This is a genomic window from Kineothrix sp. IPX-CK (assembly GCF_039134705.1).
In the GTDB taxonomy this organism is placed as follows: domain Bacteria; phylum Bacillota; class Clostridia; order Lachnospirales; family Lachnospiraceae; genus Kineothrix; species Kineothrix sedimenti.
On record NZ_CP146256.1, the window covers coordinates 2681399 to 2705262 of the forward strand.

Here is a 23864-nt window from a genome sequence, read left to right on the forward strand (position 1 = left end):
ACCCTCTGACTAACTTCTTATTAAATAATCAAATGCACTTAAGGCTGCGGTCGCTCCGGAACCCATCGCAATGATAATCTGTTTGTATGCACTATCGGTACAATCTCCTGCCGCAAACACTCCGGGAAGGCTTGTGGCATTGTGGTTATCCACGATAATTTCTCCTATTCGGTTGCGTTCTACCGTATCACCCAGCCACTCTGTATTAGCTACCAAACCAATCTGAACAAATACGCCCTCTAGTTCTACATGGTGTTCTTCCCCTGTATCACGATCTGCATAAGTCATTCCGTTCACCTTCTGGTCTCCGGTAATTTCCTTTGTCTGAACATTCTTCACAACAGTCACATTGGGCAGACTGTAAAGACGTTTCTGAAGAATAGCATCTGCTTTCAGTTCGGGCATAAATTCGAGAACCGTTACATGAGAAGCGATACCTGCCAGATCAATTGCTGCCTCGATACCCGAATTGCCTCCTCCGATCACTGCTACCCTCTTATCTTTGAAAAGAGGACCATCACAATGTGGACAATAAGCAACGCCTTTATTCTTGAACTTCTCTTCTCCCGGTACTCCCACATTTCTCCAACGGGCGCCTGTGGAAAGAATAATTGTCTTGCTTTTCAAAACAGCTCCATTTTCCAGTGTAACCTCTAATAGTTCTTTTCTTTCCAAACTCTTTACTCGTTTGGAACTTATAATATCTACATCATATTTTCTCACATGGCGTTCCAAGGTATCACCGAACTCAGGACCTTCTGTGTATTCCACACTGATCAAGTTTTCTATTCCCAAGGTCTCTCTCACCTGACCGCCAAAGCGTTCGGCAACAATTCCTGTCCGGATACCTTTTCTCGCCGCATAAATTGCCGCACTGGCTCCTGCCGGACCACTTCCGACAACAAGCACATCAAAGGGATCCTTTTCCTCGAATGCGGAAACATCGGAAGAACTTCCTAATTTCTCAAGAATTTCTTCTAATGTCATTCGTCCGCCGCCAAATTCTTCACCATTTAAATAAATGGTCGGCACGGCCAAAATATCCTTGCTCTCCACCTCTTCTTTGAATACAGCGCCGTCAACCATCGTATGGCTGATTCCCGGATTCAGGATACTCATTACATTCAGTGCCTGTACCACCTCCGGACAGTTATGACAGCTTAAGCTGATATAAGTTTCGAAATGGTATTCACCCTCGAGTTTCTTCACTCTTTCAATTAACTCTTCATCCACTTTAGGGGCTCTTCCGCTCACTTGCAAAAGTGCCAGAACTAACGACGTAAACTCATGGCCCAAAGGAATTCCCGCAAAGGAAACCCCACTGTCTGCTCCCACCCTGTTGATACTGAAACTCGGGGTTCTGGAAAGCGTCGCCTGCTCCTTCTTTATTCTAGAAGACATGGCGGCCAGCTCATCGATTAAAGATATCATATCCTTGGATGCATCATCAGAACCTGCACTGACTTTAATCAGCACATCATTTTCCAAAAGCTTCAAATACTCCGCCAATTGGCCTCTAATTTCATCATCTAGCATCATATACCTGCTCCTTAGATTTTTCCTACTAAATCAAGACTCGGCTTCAATGTAGCTCCGCCTTCTTTCCATTTTGCCGGGCACACTTCATTCGGATTCTTTCTTACATACTGAGCCGCTTTGAGCTTATTAATCAGAATGCTCGCATCCCGTCCAATATTTCCTGCATTGATTTCTACCGACTGAATCACTCCATCCGGATCAATAAGGAAAGTTCCTCTGTCTGCCAATCCGTCCGCCTCAATTAAAACATCAAAATTACGGCTGATTTCATGGGAAGGGTCTCCGATCATAACATATGTCAACTTGCTGATAGCTTCTGAATGGTCATGCCATGCCTTATGAGTAAAATGTGTATCTGTGGAAACAGAATAAACCTCAGTTCCCAGTTTCTTGAATTCTTCATAGTTATTCTGCAGATCTTCTAACTCTGTCGGACATACAAAAGTGAAGTCCGCCGGATAAAAGCAAACAATGCTCCATTTGCCTTTGAAATTCTCTTCTGAGACGTCTATAAATTCCCCGTTGTGATAAGCCTTTGCCTTAAATGGTAATACCTCTTTTCCTACTAATGACATAATCATTTACCTCCTGTTATTTAATATTGTCAATTGGTTTAAAACTTTAAATTGATTAATGATACTTTCGAATCAATAATAGTAATGATTCCTATAATCATAATCCCAATATATAGCAATGCTTTTTAATTGTCAAGTAATTTTATATAATTATTTTTTGTATACTTAAATTGTATCTATACTACAAAAAAACTACTAACTTAATATTTCATAGTTAGTAGTTTTCCTTACATTTCGGACCGGTTCACACAGGCCGGCTCATACCTTATTTATTTTTATACATTATTGTTGAACCATCCTCTTCGTTGAAAATCGGTGGAATATTTTTGTATTCATATCCTAATTTATGATAAAAACCATGCGAGCTTTTTGATGACGGCACTTCTATCAGAGTACTATCCTGGCACCATTCATCAGATTCCAAATAATAAATCAACTTCTTTCCCACTCCCAAACCACGGTAATCGGGGTTAACAAAAATAGCCGTAAAATAGCTCTGATTTTCTTGACTATAATCTCTGCTTACTCCTCCGCAGGCTATTATCTTATTTTCATACCAGACCTCATAATAGTGACGATTCTCAATTATATCTTTTAACCACTCTTGTGTAAACGCTGCAAGATATTTTTGGAACTGCTCAATTGTATAATCCTTATAATTTACTTCCTTCATGCATCTATGAATAATATTTAACAGCGTATCAATATTATCAAATTGTGCTCTTTTATATTTTAGCTTTTTTAGTTCCATAATAATGCAATACCTCCTGAAAGCATACTCTCTCCGGCTGCGTTTTTAAGCATAGTAGCCAAAAGAATGGCTGAGATAATCGCGCCAACATAGCTGTCAAAAAGGTCGGCGCCCACATCGGCAGCTTTGGTAAAAATACCTCCGCCCACTCGCCCAAACAGCGACATAGACGTTGCTCCGAGGCCAAACCCAGAAATGTACTCTATTTGCTGCGGTGTCTCAACACCTAAAAGAGAAAGGACAACACCAAGTCCCAAAGCCGCGCGAGAAAGATGCCCCAAGCAAAAACAACGTCGCTGTCTGCCAATTCACAGCAAAGAAAAGAACTAAGAACATCACTACCGCAAATATACCGATCGTGCGGTACTCACGCATCAGGAAGGTCATCGCACCTTGATGGATATAGGATGCGATTTCACGCATATGTTGGCTGCCCTGATCATTTTTGTTGATCCATCTGGCTATGAAAACAGCAACAATTAATGCGATAACACCTACCAATGTAACTCCTAGAAAAATCATGTTCATAAGTATCCCCCCCATTTCATTTTAAAAAATCACTTCATTCCTATAGCCCCAAAAAACATTTTATACCATTCTGTTGATAAATGTAAAGAAAGATATACAAATATTTATATCAACAACAGACCTGCTTCGTTCAGAAAATCCATAATCAGGTTCTTGGCCTACTGCCAAATTGGAATGTAACCCTTACATCGGTTTTAAATTCTTATTAAGTCTATCAATGATTTTTTCTAATCGAGTTTGGCGTGTTTTATCAGTTTTTGCGTCAAGATAAAAGCCTGTATATGTCTTCTGTATGGACAAGGGCATAGCTAACAAATTGGCATATGCAGGTTCATATTGCCGGATGATCTGCTTGAATGCCTGTATTTGCTCATCGCAGATACTAACGCGTCCGGATAAATCCCATGTACCGTTTTTCTTAGCATTTTCAATGGCATCCATGCCTCGTTGGGTCATTCTTCCTTGTTCAATAAGGGATTGTGCCAACTTTTTGTTCTTATCAGACCAATTGCTTTTAGCTGTACGACGAGCAAAATATTTCTTGTATTTAGTATCGTCAAGGCTTTGCATCTGCCCATCTATCCATCCAAAGCAAAGAGCTTCTTCCAATGCTTCGCTGGCTAAAAGTGTCACTGGTCCGCCCTTTTTGCCAAAAAGTAACCATATTCCACCGTTATCGGCACTGTGTTTATCCAACCAGTCCCTAAACGCTTCTCTATTGGAAAATTCTAAAACATTATCCATCGTCAACCTCCTGAATGCATTATACTTATTATATTGTGACATTCGATAAAAAGCAAAAAGAAACAGACAAAATTTAATACAATCTGGCGTTATTTCTTTGGCAGCCCTCAATGGTTTTCAGTGGGATATCCGCGTCCTTATGCATAAACATTTGGGCGATATTCTCACCAAAGATAACAGAGGCGCTTTTACCGATACTCTTCCAAAACAATATTACGAATGTGATCTTGCTGACTCGCAATCATTTATAAAAGAAAGCAGTATTTTATTGAATTGCTCTGGCTGATCCAGATTTGCTACATGTCCTGCGTTCGGAAGGGTTTTTACTACACAGCCCGGATAATGCGTTTGCCAATCTGAGAGGTGTTTTTGTATGGTTCCTCTTGTATCCTGCTCACCGGCCGCCACAAGAAGCGGCGCATCAAACTTAAACGATTCTTCGTGCAGACAGGTGGAGAAACCCTGCCAAGAAACAAGAAATTCCTGCTTTTCTATTTCCTCAAACATCTGGCCGACACGCAGTAATGCTGGTTTTGTATAGGTGCTTCCTTTTGACATAGCTTTTTTCAACCCTGCCCATGTGTAGAAAAACCTCATAATTGGGCCGGAGTATGCAAGCAATGTCTTTTCCCATTTGGGATAAGGAATGCATAAAGGCGTGACCCCTGTCAGCATATAACCCGTAGCACCTCCGAAAAGAAAAGCATATTCCTGTACTACAAAAGCCCCCATCGAAAGCCCGCATAGCAAATACTGTTCCAGACTTTCCATGTCTATTATAGCTCGAATATCCTCCGCTGCCAGTTTTACGCTGAATTCACCGGTAGGTCTGGAGTTTCCGTGGCCACGAACATCAATGTTAATGACGGGATAGCCCTTTTTCTGCAAAAATCCGACTTGCGGCTCCCACATGGTACGATGCAGTCCATATCCGTGTACTAAAATAATGGAGATAGCATGGCTTCCCGGTAAATACTCATAGGTTATTCTGCAGCCTTCCCTGTTTATGTGCTTTTCCATAGACACCTCCAAATAATGAAATATTTGATCATAAATAGTTCATTAATATGGTAACATAGGTTATCCCGCAGGCGCAAGTAGAAATGAAATATTCATGTTGAAATAGTTCATAATTTGCAGTATCCTTTAATTTATAGAGGTGATATAAATGAATGGTTTTGAAAAAAGAACCCAGGAAAAAAAACACAAAATTTTGGAAGCTGCTGTAGAATTATTCTCCGCGCGAGGTATCCAGAAGGTAAGCATTACTGAAATTTCCGCCAAAGCCTGCGCATCCCAAGTGACCATATATAAATATTTTAATAGCAAAGAAAATCTGGCTCGTTGTGCTCTTGAGCACTATTATAATGAACTGCTTCAATCTTTTATTGACGTTATAGACAGCGACCTGCCTTTTGCAGAAAAAATTGAGCAAGCATTTTTCGCGCCCATGCAAAAAAGTCCTGCTGCGATATCTTCATTTTGGGATGATGCTATTTCCGAAAAACTTCGGGATATAACACTTGAATATGAGCAAAAGATAACTCCACACATGCTGCGCTTTATTGAACAAGGGTATGAATGTGGATATTTTAATAAAAGCTATTCGGCTGAAACCTTGCTCATTTATCTTAATGTTTTTGGAACCAATGCAATGAAGCAGTTAGGCTCCCTCCAGACGGAAGACAAAAAGAAACGAATATATGAAGAACTTTTATCCGTATTTTTGCATGGCGTCGTTGGAAACCGTACAAAGAAAGAATGATTTTGGCCCAAACTGAATACTCCGGTTTCGGAAGCTCGGGAGAATATCAAGCCTGCAACTACGGTAGTAGTTACTCCAGCAAGAGCAGCGTATCCGAAAAAAGACGGTACTTTCGACGATCATAACAAAAAAAGGCTGGCCGTGCTATGCTGCGCCATTTCGCCGTAAAAGGCATCAGCACCGCAAATTCCCATATTTACGAGCTTCTTCGGGCATAGATACAATGAAAGCCACCCGTGATAGGTGGCTTTCATTGTATCAAAAGATGTCCTTTTCTTTGTGTCATTCGGTCAAAATAAATGCGAACATTTCGTTCTCATTATGCTCATAACAGGCATTTAAGGCTGCCGATAAATTAGAATTTGTCAATTTCGCGTTATGCTTTACGATAAACTGAGATTTTCATTTCAAGAAACTACTTCTTCTATTTTCGAAATAGCATTGATATTTACATCCTTACCAAACTTTAATAGAACTTTTGATTCAGAAAAGGAATTGACAATAACGTCAAGATAATCATCATTGCGAAAGTCAAAAAATCCTTTTATAAATCCTTCTCTAGAAGCTAATTCAACGCATACATGCTTTCCACAAAAATAGTTTCTATTTATTGAACTAATATCATCATGTGGAAGCTTAGATTGTTTTGATACTTTCACTGACAAAATATATTTTTTCCCAATCATTCCGAACACAGGTCTATTTTGTTCTGACTTTTGGTAAAAAAGAAATTCTTCATCTTCTCCAATAATAATACTATCAAATACCCCGTCATTCCATCCAATTAGTTCAATATCATAATATTTTCCTGCGTATTCACTATAATCAAATATTTTATCATCCTTAGACTCAGTTGTTTTTATTATTTTTGTATCATCTATCAATTCATCAACACTTATATCAAATAGCTTTGATATTATTTTAAGGTTACTCACTTCTGGAACTCCACTATTTGTTTCCCATTTTGCAATAGCAGAACGAGATACATTCAAATTTTCTGCCAGTGCTTCCTGTGTAATTCCCTTTTCAGTTCTTAATAATTTAATTTTATCACCTATTGTCATGTGCACATCCTCTTTTCGGAATTATTTATGACAGTATACAGCGAAGGACCTAAACAGACCATATACGCACCGAAACTGTACTGTTACTTATCGTAACATTGCTACAAATTCCTATTTATCTGACACCTCATATTATATAAATAATACGAAATTAAAATCTCTTTATTTAGTATAACACAAAAATCAGGCTGAAATAGATACAATTCTGTATCTGTTTCAGCCTAATAGTTACTTTTTACTTGAATACCAAGTTGTTATGAAATCATTTATCTCATTTGCAGGCATTACCAAAGAATATCTGAAATTATCAAAGATATCACGGCCACCGCCTAAAACAATCCCCGCTATTTCTAATTGCTTATTTAATAAAACACTTCCACTACTACCAAAATTATCATAGGCGGATGTTCTGATTACTAATCGCTGATTCTCTCCGTTTGCATCGCCAAATTTGACTGGTTTTTTTGAAATAATCGTACCATAAGTGATTTCATTTCTTCCTTCATTCAATGGACTGCTAAAAATCGCAACTTGATCTTTAAAAGCCGGGGTGTTTGAGGCAATATTTAATATTCCCAAAGAATCACTGCAACTAAATTTAAGGATAGCAAGATCATACTCCTCATCAGAATAAACCACTTCTGCTATAGGTAAAGTCTTATAATAGTCTCTTAACCCTATATGTTGTTCCTGCTGTGCAATGCGTTCATTATATGTTAAATCATCATAAGAGAGAACATATAAGTGTGCCGGCTTGTTGTCTACGGCGTGCAGAGCCGTAAGTGCATAATATACTCCATCGGCCTCAGAAAAAACCACGCCACCAAATCCAGCGCCATAGCTAAATGATTCGGCGTTTTCTGATATTGTTGCAGTTTCACTAACAATATACAAAGTTGAGGATTTCACCTCATAATTAATTATTTCTTCGAAATCTACATTCTTTCTGGTACGACATATGTAATCATATAAAAAAGAACTTCCTATAATGGAGATACATACAACAGCACTAATTACAATGCTTACAATGCTTATTTTCTTTTTGCTTTTCTTTGATAATCTTTTTTCCACAGCTACTTTCGCTCCCTCCTTGCATTGCATATTATCCGCATTATATAAATAATCAGCAGCTTGCCTTTTGCCGCCGGTGAGAAGACTTGAACTCGTACGATGTTGCTTCCAGCATTACATCAACGCTGCAATAATCAACATATTATTCACCTCAAATCGTCAAATCGTTTTCGGATTTTGCAGCAATAGCATCACTCAAAAGATGCTTTAGAAGAGAAGCAAACACAGCAATTATAAACGCAACACCAGCCGGAATCAGCCCCAAAAACACCATTCCCGGATTACCATCACTCCGCCCCAGCATCCAAAAGAAAGGTGCACCGCCCGCTATACAAATGATAAAATCCGCGATGGCACAATGCTCTACGGTCTTTAGTGCCTTAACTGACAATTCTGTGAAAGCACGGTTGGTATCAATATAATCTAACAGTTTTAGAGTCTGACGTAGCGCGATGAAGTAGGGTATCGCAGCTATATAGGTTCCGATGATAAGGATAACCAACACATAGTCCACATGATATGCTGTAGCAGACTTACCTTCTGTGAATGTTATCCATGCCATAACGCTGCATATAGCAATCATAATAATTCCTGCAATGATGACAGAACACCGCATGATGATGGTTGAACCTCGCTTCATAAAAAGCACCTCAATCTTTCTTATATTCTAAAATATCGCCGGGTTGACAATCTAATTCTCTGCAAATAGCTTCCAAAGTTGAAAATCGGATTGCTCTTGCTTTTCCGTTTTTCAATATCGAAAGGTTAGCCATTGTTATTCCAACGCCCTCTGAAAGCTCTGTGACACTCATTTTTCTTTTTGCCAACATAACATCAACATTAACTATAATCGCCATATTTTTCACCTCAAATCGTCAAATCGTTTTCCGATTTGATGTTAATGGCATCTTGCAAAAGACGCTTTAAGACGGAGGCAAATACAGCGACCACAAATGCGCCACCGGCTATTGCCATGCCGATAATTATAAGCCCCGGTGCATCATCCATTTCCGCCCAGTAGTATAAGAACGGCAGCCCGCCCAGCATACATACGGCAAAGGTTGCTATAGCGCAGATCATAATTTTTTTTAATGCCTCGACTGATAACTCCGAAAAAGCGCGGTTGGAATCAATGTAACTTAACAGCTTCATTGTTTGATAAAGCATGATATAAAAAGGTATCACGGTTAAGTATAAACCGCCTAACATTGCTCCCATTACAGCATGATGGTTCGGATTAGAATCCCATGCCGTAGTTACCGCCCATGTTCCACCGTAGCATAGCGCTAGAATTGCAACCCCGGCAACAATGACGGCTAACCGCAAGATAATGATCGAACAGCGTTTCATTTTACCGGCTTCCCGAAACGGACGATTTTTATCCGGGGACAGCAAAAAAGCCCAGTATTACTGGACTTTTCGACTCGTCAACATTGTATCAATATTGATGTTTTGATTTACTGCCGGTGACGAGACTTGAACTCGTACGATGTTGCCATCGCCAGATTTTGAGTCTGGTGCGTCTGCCATTCCGCCACACCGGCATGCCGTCAATATTTAACAGCCGAAATTTATAATACCACACTCGGCCGTTATTGACAAGCATATTTTTTAAAATTCTTCTTCTAATTTACTATAAATATCCAGTCCGTCAAAAGTCGCAAAATAATCCTTCGGAGTTTCCGCTCTTCTTATCAGTTCTGCATTTCCGTCCTCTTTTAACAGCAGCTCCGCCGACCTTAGCTTCCCGTTATAATTGTATCCCATCGCATATCCATGGGCTCCCGTATCATGTATGACTATATAATCTCCCATGTCAATCTTAGGAAGCATGCGGTCAATAGCAAACTTATCGTTGTTTTCACACAGCGAGCCCGTTATGTCATATTTATAGTCACACGCCTCTTCCTCCTTGCCCAGAACGGTGATATGATGATAGGAACCATACATAGCGGGTCTCATCAGGTTCACCGCACAAGCATCCACGCCGATGAATTCCTTATGGGTGTGCTTCTCATGAATAGCCTGCGTAACCAAAGCTCCATAAGGCCCCATCATAAAACGCCCCATTTCCGTATAAAGGGCTATGTCCCCCATACCTGCCGGAACGAGAACCTCTTCGTATACTTTGCGTACACCCTCACCGATTTCACGAATATCATTTTCTTCCTGATCCGGCTGATAAGGAATACCAACACCGCCCGACAGATTGATAAACTTAATGTCCGCTCCTGTCTCCTTTTCCAACTGAACTGCAATTTCAAATAACTGTTTCGCCAGTATCGGATAATATTCATTTGTTACCGTATTGCTTGCAAGAAACGCATGGATACCGAAGTTCTTTACTCCCTTTGCCTTCAATATCCGAAAACCTTCGAACATCTGCTCCGTTGTAAAACCATATTTCGAATCTCCAGGATTATCCATAATGCCATTGCTCATGACGAACACCCCTCCCGGATTGTAACGGCAGCTCATGGTCTCCGGCAGCTTGCCAATCGTCTCCTCCAGGAATTCGATATGTGTTATATCATCCAAATTAATAATAGCTCCCAGCTTCGCAGCATATTCATATTCCTCCGCAGGTGTATCGTTGGAAGAAAACATAATATCAGCTCCGGTCACGCCTATCGCTTTGCTCAGCATGAGTTCCGTCATAGAGGAACAGTCACATCCACATCCATACTCTCTCAATATCTGTATAAGATAAGGAGTAGGAGTAGCCTTTACTGCAAAATATTCTTTGAATCCTTCATTCCACGCAAAAGCCTCTTTTACTGCCTGAGCATTTTCTCTTATACCCTTTTCATCATAAATATGAAAGGGGGTAGGATATTTTTTTACAATTTCTTCTATCAATTCTTTTGTTACAAACGTTTTTTTACTCATCTTTCTTTTCTCCTCCGGTAAGTTCAATCAATTTTATTTCATTTCTAAGTGATTCCTTAAAAACATTTACAAAGTTCTTCTGGCCTGAATATAAGCAGGTATCTGACTTCTCACCCTCGATGTCTCCTGTCAGCACAAAGAGGGAATCTATAATAAGGCGAATCTGGTTTTCCTTTTTATCCGTAAGATATTGTATCGTTTCACCCATACCGACATCCTTATCGGTAATGAGTACAAGCTTTATTTTCCTATGGACAATTTCCAAAAGCTCCGGTTTAATACTCTGAATAAAACTTTCCGGTGCGGATAGATAAATACGCTGCTTTGCATTTTCTAACATCGTAAGAATCTTATCCCGTATATTTTTGGCTCCTTCAATCGTAATATATCCCTCTTCGACAGCCGCCACCACCGGCATGTTTCTCATTAGGAATTCCTTGTCTCTCTTCATATTTCTTATTTTATTTTCACAGAATTCCTCTATCGAAACAGCTACATATTTACTGGATTTGCCTTCTATGAGATAAGCTGCCCCTTTATCCACTAAGCCGGATAACCCACTATAGACATTGGATCTGGAAATCCCCGTCTGCTTAGCCACCTCATATCCGGTAAGCTCACCACTTTTAAAAAGACAAATATAAATACTGGCCTCTACTCTCGTCAACCCGAATAACATCATCCGCTCTAATATACCTGTCTCATCCATCTTCTCTTCCCCTTATTGTATCCTCAGCACAGTCCGATATTACTTAATTAATTTACTTTAATTTTTTATATATACCGATATATAGTGTTTCTTTATAGGAATACTATATATCGGTATATATGATTTGTCAATCACTATTCTAATATTGATATTTTTTCTCAGTTTTGGACTTCCTCACTCGCCAATATATCCATACAAAAAAGGCTCGAAGCTTTTCTTAAGGCTCCGAGTCTTTACCAGCACTGTATAAATATTAATTTTTCACCGCACATTTATTATATATTTTCAATCTGCCAATCAATTGGCTCCATCCCGTTTTCCTTCAGAAATTCATTAGCCTGACTAAAATGTCTGCATCCAAAGAATCCACGATACGCCGACAACGGACTAGGATGCGGCGCCTTAAGAATTAAATGCTTCGGATTGGTCAGCATAGGAGCCTTGTTCTGGGCAGGTCTTCCCCACAAAAAGAAAACAATAGGTCTATCCTGCACGTTCACAGCCTCTATTACCGCATCTGTAAACTTCTCCCAGCCTTTTCCCTGGTGAGAATTCGCCTGATGTGCCCGAACGGTCAGTACCGCATTCAAGAGCAGAACACCTTGCTCCGCCCACTTTTTCAAATACCCGTTATTCGGAATGTAACACCCCAAATCCTCATGAAGCTCCTGATAAATATTCTGCAATGAAGGCGGAATATCCTTCTGCTCCGGTAAAACGGAAAAACTCAATCCATGTGCCTGACGCTCGTTATGATAAGGATCCTGTCCAAGCAGAACTACTTTAACATCCTGAAGCGGTGTAAAATGAAACGCATTGAAAATATCCTCTGCGGGCGGATAAATGACCGTCTTACTATATTCGTTCTGAACGAATTGAAACAACTGTTTATAATAAGGCTTGGAAAACTCCGGTTTCAAAGAGTCCAGCCAGTCATTCTGAATCATAGCCATGTCTATAACTCGCTCCTTTACTACTAAATATTTCAGAATTCAATAATAATTATGTAAATGTTATTACACATTCTAAATGCAAACCCCTATAGCCTTACCGATACGCCTTTTTGCTGCAAGTATTTCTTCACCTGATCGATCTCCAGCTCTTTGTAGTGAAACAGCGACGCCGCAAGAGCAGCTTCCGCTTTTCCTTCTGTCAGCGCTGCGTAAAAATCTTCTTCACATCCTGCTCCGCCGGAGGCGATGACCGGAATAGGAATACTATTTGCAATCGTACTCGTAAGCTCGATATCATAGCCGTTCTTCGTTCCATCACAATCCATGCTCGTAAGCAATATCTCTCCTGCGCCTAATTCATACGCTTTCACCGCCCACTCCACCGCATCCATACCTACGTCTATGCGACCGCCGTTTTTATATATATTCCATCCGGAACCGTCCGTCCGCCTTCTCGCATCGATGGCTACTACCACACATTGGCTTCCGAATTTATCCGCTGCCTCGCTGATAAGTGAAGGATTGTTTATTGCCGAAGAGTTAATAGATATCTTGTCCGCACCCTCTCTGAGAATAGCTTTGAAATCTTCCACCGTACGAATGCCGCCGCCGACCGTAAAGGGAATAAATACACGTTCTGCGACCCTCCTCACCATATCCACGACGGTAGCTCTGGCATCGGAGGACGCTGTGATATCCAAAAAAACCAATTCATCCGCCCCCGCCTTATCATAAGCTTCACCAATTTCCACCGGATCACCCGCGTCCTTAAGGTTTACGAAATTGACCCCTTTTACAACTCTTCCGTTATGCACATCCAAGCAAGGGATAATACGCTTTGTATACATCTATTCTCCCTCCTTTTGAATATGTATGAAATTATTCAGAATATGCAGTCCTACATCCGAGCTCTTTTCCGGATGGAACTGACAAGCAAAAACGTTGTCCTTCTGCACCGAAACGTGCAGCTGCTCACCGTATTCAGTTGTCGCCATAACAATACTGTCGTCTTTTGCTCTTAAGTAATACGAATGCACAAAATATACATAGGAGTTCTCCGGTATTCCTTCGAAAAGTTTACCTTTGTTCGGATAGTTCAAGGAATTCCACCCTATTTGCGGAACTTTCAGACCTTCCTTTGGAGGAATCTTCACGATTTCTCCCTCCAAAATTCCGAGTCCGCTTATCCCTTCACTTTCCTCGCTTCTTTCAAATAATAACTGAAGTCCAAGACAAATGCCAAGAAAAGGAATCTTTTCCTCCACCGCTTCCTTTATCACTTCCTCCAGGCCATATCCGCGAATCCGCTTCATAGCCTCGCCAAAAGAACCGACTCCCGGCAAAATTATCCGGTCAGCCATAAGAATCCTGTCCCTCTCTCTGGTAACCACCGCATCTTCGCTTAGGGAGAAAAGCGCCTTCTCCACACTCTTAATATTACCTGCATCATAATCAATTATCGCTACCATATTCTGTCACTTCCTATCGACATTAATTTCCGTTTATCTGGAACTCCAACGGCTGTTTAACGCCCTGAATCAGTTGTCCCTGACTTCCTGAAGATTCCGTAATCTGAGCGGGAATCTCACCAGCCTGCTCCTGTACCGTAGAATCATTGATATTTTGTGCGCTATCCGCAGTATCAGACGGCTGCTGTTCCTCGTCCGGTGCTACCTCATTTGAAAAATCCGAATCTGAAGAATCTGACACTTCCTGCACAGCAGGCGCTTGTTCCGGAAGAGCACTTTCTTCTATAATATCCTGTTCCTCAGGAAGAATATCCGCTGAAACCGCCTCGTTGCTTTCCTCCTCCTCCGGCAATATAAAAGGAGTCTTATATACAATAGATTCCAGCTTTCTCGTATAGGTTAAATCATCATAATCTATGATGACTTTGGCCACTGCCTCCGACAAATCATATTTATCGCTCAAAATATTCAGAATCGTCGAATATACTGCATCTACTTCCTGCGTCGCGTTATAATCCTTTGCTTCTGTAATGATCTCAGGATATTTTTCCACGCCCATCATCAGTGCATCCAAAGCTTCCACCTCTTTTCCCATGCTCATATAGTTATGATATGAGGAAAGCTTGCGGTTCAAACTCATTATTATCTTCGATTTATTATAAATGATTGTATCGCTCTCTTCCAGCTTTTTACCATATAATAAATCATACGACTGCGCGTAGTCCGCTTTATAATAGGCAGCCCGTGCCGTTCTTTTTTCGAAGAAATCGGGAACAACACTTACAATAACGATTATAAGAGCAGAGAGCGTCAGACATAGTGCCGTAATAATCACAATATTCTTCCCCGACACCCTTTTTCTCGGTTTTTTAAAACTTACAGGTTCTGCAGCTTCTTCCTTTACCGGCTTAGGTTTCTTCTCTTTTTTCTTCTTTTCTTTCTCTTTTTTGTCATCTGCCTCACCGTCTTCCGAAGCTTCTTCCTTTTTGCCCTTCGCTTTCTTCTTCTTTTTCTTTCTGTCCTCAGCGTCCAGCTCCTCTAAGATATTACGGTTTTCATCCGAAGGATTTATTCCATGCGTTGTCTTTAACTTTTCAGCCTCATTTGCATCCTCATCAGATTCTGTCAAAAACGACAGCGCCTTAGCAAAAAATCCTTGCTTTTTCTTAACCGATTCACCTATGGACGCCCATGCCGAATCATCTTCACTTTCTTCGGTTGGTTCTACTTCTATCGCATCAAATTCTTTTTCGTCTGACGCTTTCTCTTCTTCAACCTTTTTCTTTTTACCGAAAAACTTAGAGAACCCTCCCTTTTTTTTCTTGCCGCCTTCTTCTGAAGCTTCCTCAGCAACTACAGGAACTGCTCCTGCGGCAAGTGCCTCCTCTTCGCCCATTTCCGCAGACATGCTTTCTAACAAAGCCAGCATATCATCTGCTTCCATTTCCTCATTATCGTCTCCCAATAAAGGGCCTATTCCATTTAGGTTAACGTCGGCCGCATCAGGGTTATCTGCTTCCTCACCGCCAAACATTTCTCCTTCGTCAGCCCCTTCAATAAACGAATTTTCTCCAAAAGAAACCTCCGACTCTTCAATTCCTTCTTCGTTGGGAGCCTCCTCTATACCTGTAAACATTGCACTGATTTCATCAGCTGACAAAATATCAGATACATCCGAAGAATCTATATCTACTTCTTCCTCTGAATCTTCCTCCAGATTCATGTGCTCCATATCTATATCGTCGATATCAGGTTCCTGAATAGCAAAATCATTTAAAAAAAAGTCATCCTCAACTACCAAATCCCCATCAGTTGGCGCATTCTCCTGCGTATCTTCTGTCATTGCTTCCGTATCCGCCTCATCTTCCGCCCCTGAAGGATTGTCTTCATTTTCCATGATGGACTTAAGCAAGTCATCCAAAAATTCTTCATCTGAACTCATGAAACACCCTCACATTTCTTCTATATTATATACTCTTATTATTGATACTTCCTTTCATAGTTTATCATACATATCTCCATTAGACAAACCAATTTATGATAAAATCTGTCGAATTTTCTTTCAAGGAGAATCCTCTTTCTTTAATTTCCTCTGTCAGCTGATATAATCTACTATGTATTCGAAATAAATTGGACTTTTGATTAAAAAATACTATTTTTTCAAAGGGCCAACGAATTACCGTCGGAAACTGCATACCTACGCCCAACTCTATAACACAAAGCTTTCTGTTCACTGTTCCCTGAAGCCATTTCGTATAATGATCCCACTTATCCAAGTAGCCCTCTTCTGCATAATGATCCGTATTTACGTTATTAAATACAAGTTTCTTTTTACACTTTATGCAAACCGGCTTTTTTATTTCTGCTATTTCTTCTCCTGTTTTAATGCTGCGATATATCTGGTCCAAAAGTACCTCATCCGGTTCCTCTATCCCGCCTATGCAGTTGTCCTCACACTGCATAAAACGGTATCCACCACAAGGCGTTACAATCCTGTCTTCCTTAAATCCGGCATCATAAATACAATCGTCCGTACATGTGGAGACAATGTAATGGTTTTTTCCCTCTAAAAGCTTTCCAAGCTTGTTATAAGCCTTCATTATTTTCTCATCCTTATGCTCCCGCAAATACAGCTTTTCTACATATGGAACCAGCCAGCCATACTCTTCTATCTCCTCTATCCGATCCAAAAAACGTTTATATTGGAGATTTTCCTCCATCCTTAAAAGGCTCATCCCAAATTCTTCACCGATACCTACAAGCACCATATCCGCATTATTTATGCTATCCGCCGCAATCCTCTTTATATCTTCCATCCGGTAATTCCTTTCATTCCTTCAAAGATACTTCAAAAAAAGAGCGAGGAATTAATCCCGCTCTTTTTAATCCCATATTACCATCGTTTGACAAGGTCTTAAACGCCGTGTGTGACCCTGTCAAACGATGGTATGTATCATTAATATGATCTTATTTAACTAACCCGTCAATCACACTAACCAAGTTGCCGATTTCAGGCTTAGACAACTGTGCATCCGCACCGAGGGCCTCGCCCTTTCTCTTCATCTCTTCATTCACCAAAGAGGAGAAAATAATAACAGGAATGTTCTTTGTAGACTCATCTTCTTTTATCAATTTCGTCAGACGATGTCCGTCCATTACCGGCATCTCTATATCCGTAATAATACACTGCACATGCTGGTTCAACGTACCGTCTTCTTTGCATGCGGTAATTACATCATATGCCTGCTTTCCGTTCTCTGTATGGATGAGATTAACATATCCTGCCTGCTTCAAAGAATCCACAATCAGTTTGTTAAGAAGCGGTGAATCTTCCGCAATCAAAATTGGCACATTGCGCTGTGATCGATGTCCCAACTCATCTATTTCAGACATCTTCAATCCCGTCTCAGGGTTGATATCGGTAACAATCTTTTCGAAATCCAAAATGATTATCAATTTACCGTTAATCTTAATAATTCCCGTAGAAATCCCATCTTCACTGGTAGAAACGGTAGTTCCCGGCTTGATAATCTGATTCCAAGAAACTCTATGTATACCCATAACGGCATCTACATGAAATGCAATGTCGAGTTTGTTGAAATTCGTCACTATAAATAAAGAACTGTTCAATTCTTCATTATTATATTCCCTCATCTGAAGGCAATTTCTCAAACTGATTGCCGTTATCATCGTATCACGCGGCATAAAGATTCCTTCAATACTCGGATGAGCATTTGGAACCGGCGTAACTTCCTGATAAGGAATAATTTCTCTTATTTTAGCAACATTTATTCCATAATGCTGTCCTTCCAGTACGAATTCTAAAACTTCCAACTCATTTGTTCCATTTTCCAGCAGAATATTTGTATCCATATTCATCCACCTCACGACATTTATTAATCAATTTTTCCTAAAGCACATTAACTTGGACTAATTATAACATACATTTCCTAAAAAAAATACAATTAAATACCATTTTATTTATATTTTCTGATTTTTTACCAGAAGCGACAAATTTTTTTCGCCGTTTTTTCACAATAAACTTATTCTTTAAAAGTTAACTTTTTCATATGACAAAAAACTACCACATATATGATGTGATAGTCTCTATTTTCACTGAATATTATCATTATTTATAAGGGGCCATACCCTCAAAACCGAATACCAACAGGCTTCTTCCCTTTCGGAAATCCACCTACTACAGGTGTTGTTCACCTGTCACTCTCTCCTATCTCTTCCATCCGTTTCTTTCCTGTCTCTTATGAGCGTCTTATGAGTGTTTTCTACTCATTACTCATTACTCATTAACCAGCCTTACAAGGATAAGCCCTCGACCGATTAGTACTTATCAGCTCCACGCATTGCTGCGCTTCCACCTTAAGCCTATCTACCTCGTACTCTCCAAGGGGTCTTAATACAAAGCAAGCTTTGTATGGGATATCTCATCTTGAGGGGGGCTTCACGCTTAGATGCCTTCAGCGTTTATCCCTGCCGGACTTGGCTACTCTGCCATAGGTCTGGTACCTAACAGATACACCAGCGGTCCGTCCATCCCGGTCCTCTCGTACTAAGGACAGCTCCTCTCAGATATCCTACGCCTGCGCCGGATAGGGACCGAACTGTCTCACGACGTTCTGAACCCAGCTCGCGTACCGCTTTAATGGGCGAACAGCCCAACCCTTGGGACCTACTACAGCCCCAGGATGCGATGAGCCGACATCGAGGTGCCAAACCACTCCGTCGATGTGAACTCTTGGGAGTGATAAGCCTGTTATCCCCAGGGTAGCTTTTATCCGTTGAGCGATGGCAATCCCACGTTATACCACCGGATCACTAAGTCCTAGTTTCCTACCTGCTCCACCCGTCGGTGTCGCAGTCAAGCTCCCTTATGCCTTTGCACTCTGCGAATGGTTTCCGACCATTCTGAGGGAACCTTTGAGCGCCTCCGATACCCTTTCGGAGGCGACCGCCCCAGTCAAACTCCCCGCCAGACATTGTCCCGGGACCAGATTCATGGCCCTCGGTTAGAAATCCAATACTGCAAGGGTGGTATCCCAACATTGGCTCCATGGAGACTGGCGTCTCCACTTCATTGCCTCCCACCTATCCTGTACATACAGCATCGAATCCCAGTATCAAGCTGGAGTAAAGCTCCATGGGGTCTTTCCGTCCTGGCGCAGGTAACCAGCATCTTCACTGGTACTTCAATTTCACCGGGTGCATTGTCGAGACAGCGCTCAAATCATTACGCCTTTCGTGCGGGTCGGAACTTACCCGACAAGGAATTTCGCTACCTTAGGACCGTTATAGTTACGGCCGCCGTTTACTGGGGCTTAAATTCAAGGCTTCGGTTGCCCTGACCTCTCCTCTTAACCTTCCAGCACCGGGCAGGCGTCAGCCCATATACTTCACCTTTCGGTTTTGCATAGACCTGTGTTTTTGCTAAACAGTTGCTTGAGCCTATTCTCTGCGGCCCCATTTCTGGGGCACCCCTTCTCCCGAAGTTACGGGGTCATTTTGCCGAGTTCCTTGACAATGCTTCTCCCGCCGGCCTTAGGATTCTCTCCTCATCCACCTGTGTCGGTTTACGGTACGGGTACATAATGAACAATAGCAGCTTTTCTTGGCACATGGCTTGCATGCTTCGCTACTTTATTTCGCTCCGCTTCACGCCTTTGGATTGAGAAAGGGATTTGCCTCTTCCTCTCCTACCTCGCTTGCACCGGTCTTTCCTTTCCCGGCTCATGCGCTCCACATGCGTCCCTACAGTTCTGTCATTATGCAGTACAGGAATCTCCACCTGTTGTCCATCGGCTACGCATTTCTGCCTCGCCTTAGGCCCCGACTTACCCAGAGCAGATCAGCTTTACTCTGGAATCCTTGGATATTCGGCCAAGAGGATTCTCACCTCTTTCTCGCTACTCATTCCGGCATTCTCTCTTCCTGACGCTCCACGGCTCCTTACGGTACCGCTTCCCTGCATCAGCAATGCTCCTCTACCAATCATACGAATGTATGATTCCTAAGCTTCGGTGTCGTGTTTCAGCCCCGGACATTTTCGGCGCAGGACCTCTCGACTAGTGAGCTATTACGCACTCTTTGAATGTGTGGCTGCTTCTGAGCCAACATCCTAGTTGTCTTTGAAATCCCACATCCTTTTCCACTTAACACGCACTTTGGGACCTTAGCTGTAGGTCTGGGCTCTTTCCCTTTTGACTGCCCAACTTATCTCGTGCAGTCTGACTCCCATATAACATCTTCACGGCATTCGGAGTTTGATAACCTTCGGTAAGCTTTGACGCCCCCTAGGGTATTCAGTGCTCTACCTCCGCAAGACTCTTTATGAGGCTAGCCCTAAAGCTATTTCGAGGAGAACCAGCTATCTCCGGGTTCGATTGGAATTTCTCCCCTATCCACACCTCATCGCCACCCTTTTCAACGGATGTGCGTTCGGTCCTCCATTGCCTTTTACGGCAACTTCAACCTGGACATGGATAGATCACCCGGTTTCGGGTCTGCACATACTGACTCAACCAACATAGTTGGTTTTGCGCCCTATTAAGGCTCGGTTTCCCTTCGGCTCCACACCTTAAGTGCTTAACCTTGCCAGTATGCACAACTCGCCGGACCGTTCTACAAAAAGTACGCGGTCCCACCTTAACGTGGTCCCACAGCTTGTAAACACAGGGTTTCAGGTTCTCTTTCACTCCCCTCCCGGGGTCCTTTTCACCTTTCCTTCACAGTACTATGCGCTATCGGTCACTGAGGAGTATTTAGCCTTACGGGGTGGTCCCCGCTCTTTCCCACAAGGTTTCTCGTGTCTCGTGGTACTCTGGATACCGCTCTGTCTGGTCTGGTTTCACGTACGGGGCTCTCACCCTCTCTGGCTGGTCTTTCCAGGACCATTCCGTTACCTTTCCTGAATCAGTTGATGCGGTCCGAACCCCGGAGTGCACGCACTCCGGTTTGGGCTCCTTCCGGTTCGCTCGCCGCTACTTCGGAAATCACTGTTGTTTTCTTCTCCTCCGGCTACTTAGATGTTTCAGTTCACCGGGTTCCCTTCCTTACGCTATGGATTCACGCAAGGATACATAAGGTCTTCTTATGTGGGTCTCCCCATTCAGATATCTGCGGATCATAGGATATTTGCTCCTCCCCGCAGCTTTTCGCAGCTTATCACGTCTTTCTTCGGCTCTCAGTGCCAAGGCATCCACCCTGTGCTCTTTCTTGCTTAACCTGTTCTCGTCCCTCTAGCGTGAGGAACGCAGGCTGGTCTGCTGTCTGCGAGCTTTCGCTCGTACGAGTGTTTTTTACTCGTTCAGCGCCTGACTTTCGTCAGACTTTTGTCTCTAACATTTATAAATACAAGTGTCCTTCACTTTTACAAGTGTCCTTCACTTGTTGCCCATCCTTTCGGATGGACCTCGGATGTCTTTGATACTTGATTGTTTTTCGGTATTCGGTTTTCAAGGTACGGTTCTTTTCCGGTACGGAACAATGCTTGCTTCCTTCCCTTTTCGTCGCTTTCCTGGATCTTACTTGTTACGAGCGTATTCTGCTCGTTCCAGTTCCTCGACGATGGAGACAGAGAGATTCGAACTCTCGACCCCCTGCTTGCAAGGCAGGTGCTCTCCCAACTGAGCTATGCCCCCGTTTCTGGCAGCCACAGTCGTGCATTCCGCCAGTGGGCTTAAGTGGACTCGAACCACCGACCTCACGCTTATCAGGCGTGCGCTCTAACCGGCTGAGCTATAAGCCCAAAGTCAAGTCTTTACAGCCTTCACTTTGCTCTTTCTTCTTTTTACAAGTGTTTTTTACTTGTTACAAGTGTCTTTTACTTGCTACAAGTGTCTTTTACTTGTTTTTATCTGGCAGCCACCTGCTCTCCCATGCCGTCTCCAGCATAGTACCATCGGCCGCTTAAGTCTTAACCTTCGTGTTCGGGATGAGAACGGGTGTCTCCCCTAAGCGCATCGCCACCAGAATCTTCGTGCTGATAAATCTGATTAAAATCAGATCGGGATTGCAGATTTAAGGACAAATGGATGGGAGAACTCGTTTTCCCAGACTTTTTTGCTTAAATCTATTAGCGTCTTCGACGCGACCGAGAGGCTATGCCTCAAGGTGCAATCCTTCCAGAAGGTACACATCTCTCAGGGCGAACCCTTTCCACATGTTCCTTCTTTGCTATTCCCTGTCTTTTTAACAGGCAATACCTTTCCTTAACAGCTAAACAGTAATACAACCCCTACTTCTTCTTCCTTAGAAAGGAGGTGATCCAGCCGCACCTTCCGATACGGCTACCTTGTTACGACTTCACCCCAGTTATCAGACCTGCCTTCGGCTGCTCCTCCCCTTGCGGGTTAGGTCACAGACTTCGGGCATTTCCGACTCCCATGGTGTGACGGGCGGTGTGTACAAGACCCGGGAACGTATTCACCGCGACATTCTGATTCGCGATTACTAGCGATTCCAGCTTCATGTAGTCGAGTTGCAGACTACAATCCGAACTGAGACGTGTTTTTTGGGATTTGCTCCAGGTCACCCCTTCGCTTCCCTCTGTTCACGCCATTGTAGCACGTGTGTAGCCCAAATCATAAGGGGCATGATGATTTGACGTCATCCCCACCTTCCTCCGGGTTATCCCCGGCAGTCTCTCTAGAGTTCCCATCTTACTGCTGGCTACTAAAGATAAGGGTTGCGCTCGTTGCGGGACTTAACCCAACATCTCACGACACGAGCTGACGACAACCATGCACCACCTGTCTCTGGTGCCCCGAAGGGAATAGGATGTTACTCCTACGTCACCAGGATGTCAAGACTTGGTAAGGTTCTTCGCGTTGCTTCGAATTAAACCACATGCTCCACCGCTTGTGCGGGTCCCCGTCAATTCCTTTGAGTTTCATTCTTGCGAACGTACTCCCCAGGTGGATTACTTATTGCGTTTGCTGCGGCACCGAAGGTTTAATAACCCCCGACACCTAGTAATCATCGTTTACGGCGTGGACTACCAGGGTATCTAATCCTGTTTGCTCCCCACGCTTTCGAGCCTCAACGTCAGTTACAGTCCAGTAAGCCGCCTTCGCCACTGGTGTTCCTCCTAATATCTACGCATTTCACCGCTACACTAGGAATTCCACTTACCTCTCCTGCACTCCAGCCGGACAGTTTCCAAAGCAGTCCCGGGGTTGAGCCCCGGGCTTTCACTTCAGACTTGCCCTGCCGTCTACGCTCCCTTTACACCCAGTAAATCCGGATAACGCTTGCCCCCTACGTATTACCGCGGCTGCTGGCACGTAGTTAGCCGGGGCTTCTTAGTCAGGTACCGTCATTTTCTTCCCTGCTGATAGAGCTTTACATACCGAAATACTTCTTCACTCACGCGGCGTCGCTGCATCAGGGTTTCCCCCATTGTGCAATATTCCCCACTGCTGCCTCCCGTAGGAGTTTGGGCCGTGTCTCAGTCCCAATGTGGCCGGTCACCCTCTCAGGCCGGCTACTGATCGTCGCCTTGGTAGGCCTCTACCCCACCAACTAGCTAATCAGACGCGGGTCCATCCTGTACCACCGGAGTTTTTCACACTGTCTCATGCGAGACCGTGCGCTTATGCGGTATTAGCACCTATTTCTAAGTGTTATCCCCCGGTACAGGGCAGGTTGCCCACGCGTTACTCACCCGTCCGCCACTAAGTACCTAAGCTTCCATCCGAAGACTTCCGCTTAATTACTCCGTTCGACTTGCATGTGTTAGGCACGCCGCCAGCGTTCATCCTGAGCCAGGATCAAACTCTCATGTTCAAAAGTTCT

At 42.8% G+C, this 23864-nt stretch carries 19 protein-coding genes, 3 tRNA genes, 3 rRNA genes and 1 pseudogene; 1 reads left to right on the forward strand and 25 read right to left on the reverse strand.

The features are described from left to right. Window positions 1-9: 9 nt before the first annotated feature. The 6 genes and pseudogenes from ahpF to V6984_RS12990 form a co-directional block, all read right to left on the reverse strand. Window positions 10-1539 carry an alkyl hydroperoxide reductase subunit F gene (gene ahpF, locus V6984_RS12965; protein WP_342756049.1) on the reverse strand — a complete coding sequence of 510 codons (1530 nt, stop codon included), beginning with the start codon at window positions 1537-1539 and terminating at the stop codon, window positions 10-12. Window positions 1540-1550: 11 nt separating this feature from the next. After that, a complete protein-coding gene (gene ahpC, locus V6984_RS12970) occupies window positions 1551-2114 on the reverse strand; it encodes an alkyl hydroperoxide reductase subunit C (protein WP_342756050.1) in 564 nt (187 codons plus the stop codon). A 265-nt stretch (window positions 2115-2379) separates the two neighbouring features. Further along, window positions 2380-2865 (reverse strand): GNAT family N-acetyltransferase, encoded by a 486-nt coding sequence (locus V6984_RS12975; protein WP_342756051.1) that lies wholly within the window; start codon window positions 2863-2865, stop codon window positions 2380-2382. Beyond that, a pseudogene (locus V6984_RS12980) lies at window positions 2856-3408 on the reverse strand (sodium/proton-translocating pyrophosphatase). The gene V6984_RS12975 and the pseudogene V6984_RS12980 overlap by 10 nt, the downstream one beginning before the upstream one ends. A 168-nt stretch (window positions 3409-3576) precedes the next feature. Next, window positions 3577-4137, reverse strand: coding sequence for a hypothetical protein (locus V6984_RS12985; protein ID WP_342756052.1), 561 nt, complete (start codon window positions 4135-4137; stop codon window positions 3577-3579). Between the two features lie 213 nt (window positions 4138-4350). Further along, window positions 4351-5157 carry an alpha/beta hydrolase gene (locus tag V6984_RS12990; RefSeq protein ID WP_342756053.1) on the reverse strand — a complete coding sequence of 269 codons (807 nt, stop codon included), beginning with the start codon at window positions 5155-5157 and terminating at the stop codon, window positions 4351-4353. 148 nt (window positions 5158-5305) lie between these two features. On the opposite strand from V6984_RS12990, the gene V6984_RS12995 reads away from it, so the two are divergent. Beyond that, window positions 5306-5902 (forward strand): TetR/AcrR family transcriptional regulator, encoded by a 597-nt coding sequence (locus V6984_RS12995; protein ID WP_342756054.1) that lies wholly within the window; start codon window positions 5306-5308, stop codon window positions 5900-5902. Between the two features lie 407 nt (window positions 5903-6309). On the opposite strand, the gene V6984_RS13000 is transcribed toward V6984_RS12995, so the two are convergent. The 19 genes from V6984_RS13000 to V6984_RS13090 form a co-directional block, all read right to left on the reverse strand. Next, on the reverse strand, window positions 6310-6966 hold the full coding sequence (locus V6984_RS13000) for a helix-turn-helix transcriptional regulator (protein WP_342756055.1): 657 nt from the start codon (window positions 6964-6966) through the stop codon (window positions 6310-6312). 228 nt (window positions 6967-7194) lie between these two features. Next, window positions 7195-8037, reverse strand: a complete 843-nt coding sequence (locus tag V6984_RS13005; protein ID WP_342756056.1) for a serine protease — start codon at window positions 8035-8037, stop codon at window positions 7195-7197. A 151-nt stretch (window positions 8038-8188) separates the two neighbouring features. Further along, the gene (locus V6984_RS13010) at window positions 8189-8677 is read right to left on the reverse strand and encodes a DUF2975 domain-containing protein (RefSeq protein WP_342756057.1); all 489 of its coding nucleotides are present in this window, start codon (window positions 8675-8677) and stop codon (window positions 8189-8191) included. A 10-nt stretch (window positions 8678-8687) separates the two neighbouring features. Next, complete coding sequence (locus V6984_RS13015) at window positions 8688-8894, reverse strand: helix-turn-helix transcriptional regulator (protein ID WP_342756058.1); 207 nt, start codon at window positions 8892-8894, stop codon at window positions 8688-8690. Window positions 8895-8904: 10 nt separating this feature from the next. Further along, window positions 8905-9387, reverse strand: a complete 483-nt coding sequence (locus V6984_RS13020) for a DUF2975 domain-containing protein (protein ID WP_342756059.1) — start codon at window positions 9385-9387, stop codon at window positions 8905-8907. Between the two features lie 111 nt (window positions 9388-9498). Beyond that, window positions 9499-9581, reverse strand: a tRNA-Leu gene (locus V6984_RS13025). A 67-nt stretch (window positions 9582-9648) separates the two neighbouring features. Continuing rightward, entirely contained in the window at window positions 9649-10926 is a 1278-nt protein-coding gene (locus tag V6984_RS13030; RefSeq protein ID WP_342756060.1) for a diaminopimelate decarboxylase, read from the reverse strand. Continuing rightward, window positions 10919-11635 (reverse strand): TrmB family transcriptional regulator, encoded by a 717-nt coding sequence (locus V6984_RS13035; protein WP_342756061.1) that lies wholly within the window; start codon window positions 11633-11635, stop codon window positions 10919-10921. The genes V6984_RS13030 and V6984_RS13035 overlap by 8 nt, the downstream gene beginning before the upstream one ends. 275 nt (window positions 11636-11910) lie before the next feature. Then, entirely contained in the window at window positions 11911-12588 is a 678-nt protein-coding gene (locus V6984_RS13040) for a uracil-DNA glycosylase (RefSeq protein WP_342756062.1), read from the reverse strand. Window positions 12589-12674: 86 nt separating this feature from the next. Further along, on the reverse strand, window positions 12675-13436 hold the full coding sequence (gene hisF / locus V6984_RS13045) for an imidazole glycerol phosphate synthase subunit HisF (protein WP_342756063.1): 762 nt from the start codon (window positions 13434-13436) through the stop codon (window positions 12675-12677). Further along, window positions 13437-14057 carry an imidazole glycerol phosphate synthase subunit HisH gene (gene hisH, locus V6984_RS13050; RefSeq protein WP_342756064.1) on the reverse strand — a complete coding sequence of 207 codons (621 nt, stop codon included), beginning with the start codon at window positions 14055-14057 and terminating at the stop codon, window positions 13437-13439. A 22-nt stretch (window positions 14058-14079) separates the two neighbouring features. Then, on the reverse strand, window positions 14080-15999 hold the full coding sequence (locus tag V6984_RS13055; protein ID WP_342756065.1) for a hypothetical protein: 1920 nt from the start codon (window positions 15997-15999) through the stop codon (window positions 14080-14082). 79 nt (window positions 16000-16078) lie between these two features. Further along, window positions 16079-16873, reverse strand: a complete 795-nt coding sequence (locus tag V6984_RS13060; protein ID WP_342756066.1) for a hypothetical protein — start codon at window positions 16871-16873, stop codon at window positions 16079-16081. 151 nt (window positions 16874-17024) lie between these two features. Further along, entirely contained in the window at window positions 17025-17930 is a 906-nt protein-coding gene (locus V6984_RS13065; protein WP_342756067.1) for a chemotaxis protein, read from the reverse strand. A 445-nt stretch (window positions 17931-18375) separates the two neighbouring features. After that, window positions 18376-21294: ribosomal RNA gene (locus V6984_RS13070) — 23S ribosomal RNA — on the reverse strand. A gap of 342 nt (window positions 21295-21636) precedes the next feature. Further along, window positions 21637-21709, reverse strand: a tRNA-Ala gene (locus V6984_RS13075). Window positions 21710-21742: 33 nt separating this feature from the next. Next, window positions 21743-21816, reverse strand: a tRNA-Ile gene (locus V6984_RS13080). A 107-nt stretch (window positions 21817-21923) separates the two neighbouring features. Then, a 5S ribosomal RNA gene (rrf, locus tag V6984_RS13085) occupies window positions 21924-22041 on the reverse strand. 282 nt (window positions 22042-22323) lie between these two features. Further along, window positions 22324-23855 (reverse strand): 16S ribosomal RNA (locus V6984_RS13090). The 16S, 23S and 5S rRNA genes sit together here with 2 tRNA genes alongside, the layout of an rRNA operon. Window positions 23856-23864 lie beyond the last annotated feature (9 nt).